General features: G+C 65.0%; 9 protein-coding genes and 1 pseudogene. 5 read left to right on the top strand and 5 right to left on the bottom strand.

What is annotated here, in order from left to right; translation table 11 throughout:
• A partial coding sequence (locus tag B1964_RS18660) for a condensation protein (RefSeq protein ID WP_079930815.1) occupies nt 1-946 on the top strand: 946 nt, incomplete at its 5' end.
• Nucleotides 947-968: 22 nt separating this feature from the next.
• Here B1964_RS18660 and B1964_RS18655 read toward each other — a convergent pair.
• From B1964_RS18655 to B1964_RS18645, 3 genes are read right to left on the bottom strand one after another with little or no spacing between them, the layout of a single operon-like run.
• On the bottom strand, nt 969-1,817 hold the full coding sequence (locus B1964_RS18655) for a glycosyltransferase family 2 protein (RefSeq protein ID WP_253194060.1): 849 nt from the start codon (nt 1,815-1,817) through the stop codon (nt 969-971).
• Complete coding sequence (locus B1964_RS18650) at nt 1,777-2,607, bottom strand: glycosyltransferase family 2 protein (protein WP_079930812.1); 831 nt, start codon at nt 2,605-2,607, stop codon at nt 1,777-1,779. The genes B1964_RS18655 and B1964_RS18650 overlap by 41 nt, the downstream gene beginning before the upstream one ends.
• A 43-nt stretch (nt 2,608-2,650) precedes the next feature.
• Entirely contained in the window at nt 2,651-3,913 is a 1,263-nt protein-coding gene (locus B1964_RS18645; RefSeq protein WP_079930814.1) for a cytochrome P450, read from the bottom strand.
• Nucleotides 3,914-4,034: 121 nt separating this feature from the next.
• On the opposite strand from B1964_RS18645, the gene B1964_RS18640 reads away from it, so the two are divergent.
• A complete protein-coding gene (locus B1964_RS18640) occupies nt 4,035-4,646 on the top strand; it encodes a TetR/AcrR family transcriptional regulator (protein ID WP_172398891.1) in 612 nt (203 codons plus the stop codon).
• Nucleotides 4,647-4,674: 28 nt separating this feature from the next.
• Here the strand turns inward: B1964_RS18640 and B1964_RS18635 are convergent, their stop codons facing one another.
• A complete protein-coding gene (locus tag B1964_RS18635; protein WP_079930810.1) occupies nt 4,675-5,160 on the bottom strand; it encodes a nitroreductase family deazaflavin-dependent oxidoreductase in 486 nt (161 codons plus the stop codon).
• Nucleotides 5,161-5,164: 4 nt separating this feature from the next.
• Nucleotides 5,165-6,328 (bottom strand): steroid 3-ketoacyl-CoA thiolase, encoded by a 1,164-nt coding sequence (locus B1964_RS18630; RefSeq protein WP_006371977.1) that lies wholly within the window; start codon nt 6,326-6,328, stop codon nt 5,165-5,167.
• A 337-nt stretch (nt 6,329-6,665) separates the two neighbouring features.
• On the opposite strand from B1964_RS18630, the gene B1964_RS18625 reads away from it, so the two are divergent.
• The 3 genes and pseudogenes from B1964_RS18625 to B1964_RS18615 form a co-directional block, all read left to right on the top strand.
• Entirely contained in the window at nt 6,666-7,973 is a 1,308-nt protein-coding gene (locus B1964_RS18625) for a cytochrome P450 (protein ID WP_079930809.1), read from the top strand.
• Entirely contained in the window at nt 7,970-8,419 is a 450-nt protein-coding gene (locus tag B1964_RS18620; protein ID WP_079930808.1) for a nuclear transport factor 2 family protein, read from the top strand. The genes B1964_RS18625 and B1964_RS18620 overlap by 4 nt, the downstream gene beginning before the upstream one ends.
• 208 nt (nt 8,420-8,627) lie before the next feature.
• A pseudogene (locus tag B1964_RS18615) lies at nt 8,628-8,993 on the top strand (hypothetical protein); the annotation flags it as partial.

Genomic DNA, 8,993 nt, shown 5'->3' with positions numbered 1-8,993 from the left:
CCTCCGATCCGGTGGGCACTTCTTGTCCGCCGTCTGCCGGCCGGACTCGACGACGGTGATCTGTGCCTTCGACCACGCCTACGTCGACGCCCGGTCGTTGACGGTGATCGCCGCCGACATCACCGATGTTCTCGCCGAACGCCCGTTACGGCCCGCGGCATCGGGTCTCGACGAGGTGCGCGCCCACATCCGTCTTCCGGACGTGCCCGCCGACGACCCGCGGCTGGCCGGCTGGGAACGCTTTCTCGAACAATCCGACTGGCAGATACCGGATTTCCCCTTGGATCTCGGCGTCGGCCCGGGGGAGCGCAAGCCGATGCGCACCGCGATGCGCACACTGGTGGCCGCCGACGACGCCCCCGAACTCAGTTCCGGTATCCGACGCCACGGCGGCCGTACGCTCTCGGCATTGCTGACCGCCATCGGAGTGGCCGTCCATCGGTCCGGAGGCCCGGAGGAGATGTCGACGATCATCCCGGCCGGACCCCAGACGGACCGACGCTTCGTGGGTTGGGTGGTCGACAACATCCCGATGCGCGTCGCATGTAGTGGTGATCCGTTGGAGCTCAGCCGGATCAACGCACGACGGGTGGCCGAGGCGACACCGCTGGCCGAGATCGGATTGACCCCGGTCTATCAGACCTTCGGAGATCGGTTGCGCCGCAGCCGAGACGACGTGTTCATGCTGTCCTATGTGGACTACACCCGTTGGTACACACCGGCCGACGGCGTCGAGGTCCGTCAACTCTCCGGCGATCACGACACCGACAACGCGCAGTGGTGGCTGTGGCGCGACGAGAGTGGCATCCATGTGCGGGTTCGCTATCCCGATACCGATCAGGCCGAGAAGATCATCGACGCCGTTCTGTCCGAGACGGTTTCGGTGATCGGTGAGATCGTCGATCGCGTCACGATGCCTGCTGCGCAGGCACACGGTATGGCATGAGATCTCATACCGGCGTCACTGCTCAGCGGATGTCGATCGCCTGACCCGTCGACTCCGCGAGGTCGGCTCGTCCGCCCCGATGGTCGGCGGCGTACCACGCCGAGTTCCCACGAATGCCCAGATGCCGTACACGTCGCTGAGAGGTGCGGACGATGGCACGGGGTGCGAGGGCCACCGCGGACTTCGGTGCGACCTTGCGTACACGCTGTTGCAACTCCCAGTCGTCGGAAACCTGCTCGAGAGGCAGCCGCGGATACCCGCCTGCGGTCAGGTAGACCTCGGTGTCGAAGGCGCAGTTCGTGCCGACAACCCCGAAAGTCCGCTGCGCATACGGGGGTTCGTGTCGGGTTCGCCACTTCTGTTGCAGGTGTCCGACTCGCCACAGCAGGCCGAGCAGGTCGTAGGGAACCGGCGAGTACGGTTCGTCGTGGCGTGCCCGTAATCGGCCGCCGACGAGTCGCCGGCCGGCCAGCAACGGCTGGAGCAGCTCGTGCAGCCACGTCGGATCGGGGACCGAATCCGAATCCGTCCGGGCGACGAACACCGCGCCGGTGTCGATGGCGTGCCGTACGCCGGTGTCGACGGCCGATCCGATGCCCTTCTGTGTCTCGGTGATCAGCTCGAACGGCCGGCGGGTGCCCTCGGCGATGAACTTCTCGACCACCTCCGCGGTGGTGTCGGTGCTGTTGTTGTCGATGACGATGACCCGAAAACCGTTCAGCAGTTGACGTTCGAGCACCGTGTCGAAACGTTGGGCGTCGAGGGCGCGCAGCGTCGAGGTGATCAGACGCTGCTCGTTGTAGGCCGGCACGATCACCGCCACGCGGGGCTCAGCGGACATCGGCGGCGAGGTCGGTGGAACTGCGGTCACCCGAATACCATTCGAGCAGGCCCTTGATCCCGAAGGCCTGTTGGCGGCGTTGCGAGGTGTAGACCAGGGCATTCTTCTGCAAGGCGATTCCCTTGGGGCCCACCAGCGACCGCACGCGACTCTGTAACACGGTGTCGTCGTCGACGTCCTCCATGCGCGTCCGCGGGAACCCGCCGGATTCCAGGTACATCTCGACGTCGATGGCCATGTTGTTGCCCACCACCGCATAACTGCGGCGGCCGGCGGCCGGTCCGCGGGCGGTCCGCAGGTACTCCACGGCGTGGCCGACCCGCCAGAGTTTGCCGACCGCGTTGAACAGGAACGGTGAGACGTCTTCGTCGTCACGGGCTTTCACCCGGCCGCCGACGAGCCGTTTCCCGGCGAACAGCGGGGTCAGCAGGGTGGCGAGCCAGTCCGGCGCCGGATGCGAGTCGGCGTCGGTGCGCGCGATGTAGCGAACTCCGGAAGCGATGGCGTGACGCGCGCCGGTGTCGGCGGCACAGCCCGAACCCTTTTCGGTTTCGGAGATCAATTCGGTGGGGAACCGGGTTCCGGCCTCGATGAACTCGCGGACGAGGTCCGGGGTGCGATCGGTGCTGTTGTTGTCGACCACCACCACGCGGAATCCGTGCAGGACCTCACGATGCAGTGGGGCGTCGAACTCCTGATCCTGCAAGGCCTGCAGGGTGTCGACGATCAGGCGTTCCTCGTTGTATGCGGGGATGATCACCGCGACTGCGGGCGTCGATGGGCAGAGGTGGTCGGCTGTGGAATCGGATTCGTCGGCCATGGACGAAAGTCTATGTGCCCTTTCGCGTCGTGGCCACCGAGCGTCAGGGACCAGGCACCCGGGAGAGGGTGCCGTAGTCCACCGGGAGATCCTTGACCCCGTTGAGCCAGCCCGATCGGACCCGCCGCATCGGCCCGACCCGGGAGATGTCGGGCAGCACGTCGGCGATGGCGTTGAAGATGAGGTTCAGCTCGAGGCGGGCGAGGTTGGCCCCGATGCAGAAATGTGCCCCATTCCCGCCGAACGCGAGATGGGGATTGGGGTCACGAAGAATGTCGAAGGTGAATGGGTCGGAAAAGACGTCCTCGTCGTAATTGGCCGAGCTGTAGAACAGTCCGACCCGCTGCCCAGCGGTGATCGCGACGCCACCGAGTTCGGTGTCGGCGAGGGCAGTTCGCTGGAAGGCGTTGACCGGCGTCGACCAGCGCAGGATCTCATCGATCGTCGAGGCGGGCCGCTCACGGCGAAACAGCTCCCACTGGGCGGGATGATCGAGAAACGCATTCATTCCGTGCGTGGTCGCATTTCGGGTGGTCTCGTTCCCGGCGGTGATCAGCAGGATGACGAAGAAACCGAACTCCATCTCGTCGAGGGCCTCACCGTCGATGTCGGCCTGCACCAGGGTGGTGACGATGTCCTCACGCGGATTACGTCGCCGATCCTCGGCCATCTGGTATGCGTAACCCAGCAATTCGGCGTTCGCCGTGGTGGGATCGATCAGCTGATCCGGATCGTCGGAATTGATGATGGCGTCGACGAGTTCGTGAATTCTCGGTCGATCGGCGGTGGGTACACCGATGAGGTCGAGGATCGCCTGTAACGGGAGGTGGACGGCGACGTCGTCGACGAAGTTCCCGCTGCCGCGCGCCGCGGCCTCGGTGACCACCCGGTGTGCCGACTCCTGCAACGTGTCGGTCAGCGCACCAACGGATTTCGGCGTGAAGATGCGCGAGACGATCTTGCGTAGACGCGTGTGCGACGGCGGATCGTGGTTGATGAGAAGCGCTTTGGTGAACTCGATCTGATCGGCCGTCACGTACTCGGGGAGGCGGATGATCGCGCCGTTGGCATTGGTCGACCACAGCGCGTGATTGCGTGAGACCTCGCGGACGTGAGCATGCTTCGAGACCACCCAGAATCCGCCATCGTGGAATCCGCCGCCCTTGCCCTCCTCCTGGGCGTTCCACCACACCGGTGCCGTCCGGCGCAGATGAGCGAATTCGACAAGGGGGATACCGCGTTCGAGGAGGTCGGGATCGGTGAAGTCGATGCCCGCGTCGAACGGACGGGTCGATGTGGTCTGCATCACCACACCATACACCAGAAAATATCTGTATGGTCAAACGTCTCGGCCTCGTTCGCCGATTAGGGTGGATTCTCATGACGCGCGAGTGCCCGGTGAGGCCGATCGACCATGGGGCACGCTGATGCGGACGCACGGATGGGCCGGTGCGGTACCCGCCACCGATGAGGAGGCGGTCGCGCGCATTCTCGCGACCACCCGAGAGGTCATCGACGAACAGGGAGAGGCCACGCGTCTGACCGACGTGGCGCGACGACTCGGCGTGACCCGCCAGACGGTGTATCGCTACTTCCCGAGCACCGAGGCGTTGCTCTCGGCGACCGCCGTCGACGCCGTCGGAGCGTTCCTCGACCGCATCGCCGGCCGCTTGGCGGGACTCACCGAGCCGGATGTGGCTGTGGTCGAGGGTGTTTCAGCGGTGCTGGAGGCGCTCGCCGACGACCGCTACATGGGCATCCTGCTGCTGCCCGGACATCAGAGCCTCCCGGTGATCGGACAGATCACCTCGGAGAACGCGCGCGTATTCGCGCGCAGCATGATCGAGCGGATGGATGTCGACTGGACCGCACGCGGTTACGGCGACCAGGAAATCGAGATCCTCGTCGAGATCGTCTTGCGCACCCTGCAATCACTGATCATCGACCCCGGCCACGCGCACTCGGCTCCGGATCGCCGAGAGTTCCTCGACTGCTGGTTGGGATCGGCGATCCGTGCACTTCCGAGCGGAATTCGTTGAGCCGGCCCGGCCGAGATCAAAGGCGGTGTCAGCCGGCGGCGGGTTCGCAGATGACCACCGGGATCTCACGCTCGGTCCAGGCGTCGTAGGTGTCGAAGTCGGCATACACCTCGACCAGTTTCGGCCACAGGCGCGCGCGTTCGGCCTCATCCACGGTGCGGGCCAGCAACTCGTGGCGATCGCGCCCGACCTCGATGGTCACCGCCGGGTTGGCGCGCAGGTTGAGATACCACGCCGGGTGATGCGCCAGTCCGCCCTGTGAGGCCACCACGACGAAGTTCTCGCCGTCGCGCAGATAGAGCAACGGGGCCGTGCGAGGCTTACCCGACTTGCGGCCGGTCGTGGTCAGCAGGCACACCGGAACCGGCTTGTGCAGTGCCGCCCCGATTCGCCACGTGTTGCCCAGACGGCCACCTGTGGCGCGGTAGACCACCGTGTTGAGCCGCGAGCCCACCTTGATCAGCCGCGCGACAACAGGTGAATCGAGTTGGGGTGGGCGGTTGTTCGCATCCACCGGCTCAGATGCGTTCCAGTATCGTACCGGTGGCCATGGCCCCGCCGGCACACATCGTGATCAGGGCGGTCTGCTTGTCGGTGCGTTCCAGTTCGTGCAGGGCGGTGGTGATCAATCGGGAACCGGTGCTGCCCACCGGATGTCCGAGTGCGATCGCGCCGCCGTTGACGTTCACCTTGTCCATGTCGGCGCCGTGGACCTGGGCCCAACTGAGAACCACCGAGGCGAATGCCTCGTTGATCTCGACGAGGTCGATGTCCGACAACGACATTCCGGCCTTGCTCAATACTCGTTCGGTGGCCTGGACCGGACCGTCGAGATGGTAGTGCGGCTCGGCACCGACGAGCGCCTGCGCGCGCAGCCGAGCCCGGGGGGTGAGGCCCAGTTCCCGTGCACGACCCTCGTCCATCAGCAGGATCGCCGCGGCGCCGTCGGAGATCTGCGAGGAGGTGCCGGCGGTGTGGATGCCGCCCTCGATCACCGGCTTGAGGCCGGCCAGCGACTCCGCGGTCGTCTCGCGCAGCCCCTGATCTCGGACCACGTCGAGGATGTTGCCGGTGAGTTCACCGTCCTTGGTGCGTTCCGGTGCCTTGAGCGCGAGTACCTCGCGGTCGAAACGTCCTTCGTCCCAGGCGATTCGCGCACGCTGTTGGCTCCGCAGGCCGAGCGCCTCGATGTCGGCGCGGGTGATGCCGCGTCGGCGCGCGATGCGCTCGGCGGCCTCGAACTGGTTGGGCAGGTCGATGTGCCACGAATCGGCATGGTAGGGACCGGCATTCGTCCCGACGTTGGCGCCCAGTGGCACCTGCGTCATGGTCTCGACGCCGCAGGCGATGCCGACCTCGATGGTGTCGGTCGCGATCAGTCCGGCGATCAAATGATTGGCCTGCTGCGCAGACCCGCACTGACAGTCGATCGTGGTCGCGCCGGTGTGTTCGGGCAGACCCGCCGACAGCCAGGCCTTGCGGGTGATGTTGCCGGCCTGGGCGCCGGCCTGGGTGACACAGCCGCCGATCGCCTGCTCGACCAAGGCCGGGTCGATGCCCGCCCGTTCGATGAGGCCGCGCTGGGTCATCCCGAGGAGCTCTTCGGCATGCAGACCCGACAACCACCCGGCCCGCTTTCCGATCGGCGTCCGCACTGCTTCCACGATCACGGGAACACCCATGGTGGTTCCTCTCCTCCGAGGTTCTCTGCCGTCTGACGACCGGCACTGTCCTGCTCAAATTAGAACATGTTCTCGTTTGCGTCCAGCCTCGGGATCGATATGGCGATGGCGATGGGCAGAGGAAAGGGTGAAAGCTCCAGTTTCCTGGACAGAAGTCCAGAAAAGTCGAAGTGGGACGGTCGCCCAACACTGCGTTGGTGGGACAGACTGGGGCGACCGTCCAGAAAAAAGTAGAACAGGTTCTCGTGCTGCCGTGGTTTCTTGTGTACCGTGGATCACACAAGTGAGACCGAAGTCCGTTCTCATCTCACTACAGGTAACGACAGGTGGTGTGACAGTGGTCAAGACCGTCAACGTTTCCGCGGGGGAGTCGCCGAGCGGGGCGACGTCGTCAACGGAAGACCCGGGCAGCAGCCCGTTCATGACGCAGGAGGGCTGGGATTTCACCAGTCCCGATCTGCTCGAGCAGGGGCTCCCGGTCCAGGAGTTCGCAGCCCTGCGTTCGACGGCCCCGGTGTGGTGGAATGCGCAGCGCGAGGGCAAGGGCGGCGGATTTCATGACGGCGGCTATTGGGTGATCTCCAAGCACGCCCATGTCCGCGAGATCTCCAAGAACAACGCCGACTGGTCGACGGCGTCCAACGGGGTCATCATGCGTTTCGACGACGAGATGACCCAGGAGCAGCTCGACGTCACCAAGGCGCTGCTGATCAACCACGATCCGCCGGACCACACGCGGTTGCGCAAGCTGGTGTCGAAGGCCTTCACGCCGCGTGCGGTGCAGGCGCTCGAGGACAAGCTCGACGACGCGGCCCGGACGATCGTGACCCACGCGGCCGAACAAGGCACCGGAGACTTCGTCCACGATGTGGCCGTCGACCTGCCGTTGCTGGCCATCGCCGATCTGCTCGGTGTGCCCGAGGAAGACCGGGTCAAGCTCTTCACCTGGTCGAACAACATGATGAACTACGACGACCCGGAGTTCGGCGAGGACCCGGAGATGGCGTCGGCGGAGATCCTCGGCTACGGCTACAACATGGCCGAGGCACGTCGCAAGAATCCCGTCGACGACATCGTCAGCGTGTTGGTCAACGCCGATATCGAGGGCCAGTCGCTCGACGAGGCCGAGTTCGGCTTCTTCTTCATCCTGCTGACCGTCGCCGGCAACGAGACGACGCGCAACGCGATCAGCCATGGCATGAACGCCTTCCTCGAACACCCCGATCAGTGGGAGCTGTTCAAGCGGGAGCGGCCGGCCACAGCGGTCGACGAGATCGTCCGCTGGGCCACGCCGGTCAACTGTTTCCAGCGCACCGCCAAGCGCGACACGCAGGTCGGCGGCGTTGACATCGCCGAGGGCGAGCGCGTCGGGTTGTTCTACGGTTCGGCGAACTACGACGACGAGGTCTTCGAGAAACCCTACGAGTTCAACATCCTGCGGGATCCCAACCCGCACGTCGGTTTCGGCGGCAACGGTGCGCACTTCTGCGTCGGGGCGAACCTGGCGCGGATGGAGATCAACCTGATGTTCAACGCGCTGGCCGACCTGGTGCCCGACATCAGCCGGCTCGAGGCACCGCGTCGGCTGCGGCACGGCTGGATCAACGGGGTCAAGGAACTCCGGGTCGACTACGGGACGAAATGACCCACTCCGGAACCGCGCCGGCGTATCTGAACATCGATCGGGAGAACCATCCGGCGGTACTCGCCGGACGGCGCTCGCGTGAGTTCGTCGAGGCCCGGGACAAGCAGGCCTGGGTGGACAATTTCGCCGCCGACGCGAAGGTCGAGGACCCGGTGGGGCCGTCGATGTTCGATGCCGAAGGCATCGGATTCACCGGGCACCAACGGATCTCGGAGTTCTGGGATCTGTCGATAGCGACCACCGAGAGCATCGAGTTCGTCTTCGACGACGAGATCATCTGCGGCAACGAGGTCGCCTACATCGGTAAGATCGTCACCCACATCGCCGGTCACGTCTCCGAAGCCCACGGTGTGTTCACCTATCGCGCCGACGAGAACGGGAAACTCGCTGCGCTGCGGGCGTTCTGGGAGGTCGAGAAGGCGATCAACTCGGTGCGCCCGGCTTAGCAGACCCTCTCACCCGCTCGGAGCGCTCGACCCATGAAAAGTAGGGGAAGAATCTTCTTCCCCTACTTTCTCGTTCTTCCCCGCGAAATTTCCTGCGGAGGAACGGATTTCTTGCGGAAGAATCGCCAGGATCCCGGTGGAAAGGCGATTATCCACAGCTGTGGATGAGCTTGACCACGCCTGCTCGTTCTCGGGCATGCTCATCCCCATGAATTCCGACGACCGTCTGATCCTGCGACGTGATGCGATCAAGCGAGGTGCGACCGACGCCGAGATCGCACGTGGTCTACGCGACGGGACTCTTGCGCGTGTGGGGTGGGGTGGGTACGTCCCGGTGAAAGGCGACTGCGAGCTCGATGAGTTTGCGGTTCGCGAAGAGCGGTATCGCGATTCGGTCCTCGCGGCGGTTCGGATCGGCGGGGAACGGCGTTACCCGAGCCATCAGTCGGCGGCGGCGCTGCTGGGCATTCCGTTGCTGGACAGCGATACCTCGAAGGTTCATTTCACCTCGAAAGCCTCAGGCCGTACCACGCAGAGTCTGATCGTTCACCAAGCCCACATCCCTCCGACCGAT

Origin of the sequence: Gordonia sp. i37, assembly GCF_002043085.1 — a bacterium.
In the GTDB taxonomy this organism is placed as follows: domain Bacteria; phylum Actinomycetota; class Actinomycetes; order Mycobacteriales; family Mycobacteriaceae; genus Gordonia; species Gordonia polyisoprenivorans.
The sequence above is the reverse complement of the archived record's forward strand: the minus strand, read 5'-3'. Positions and strand labels throughout refer to the sequence as shown.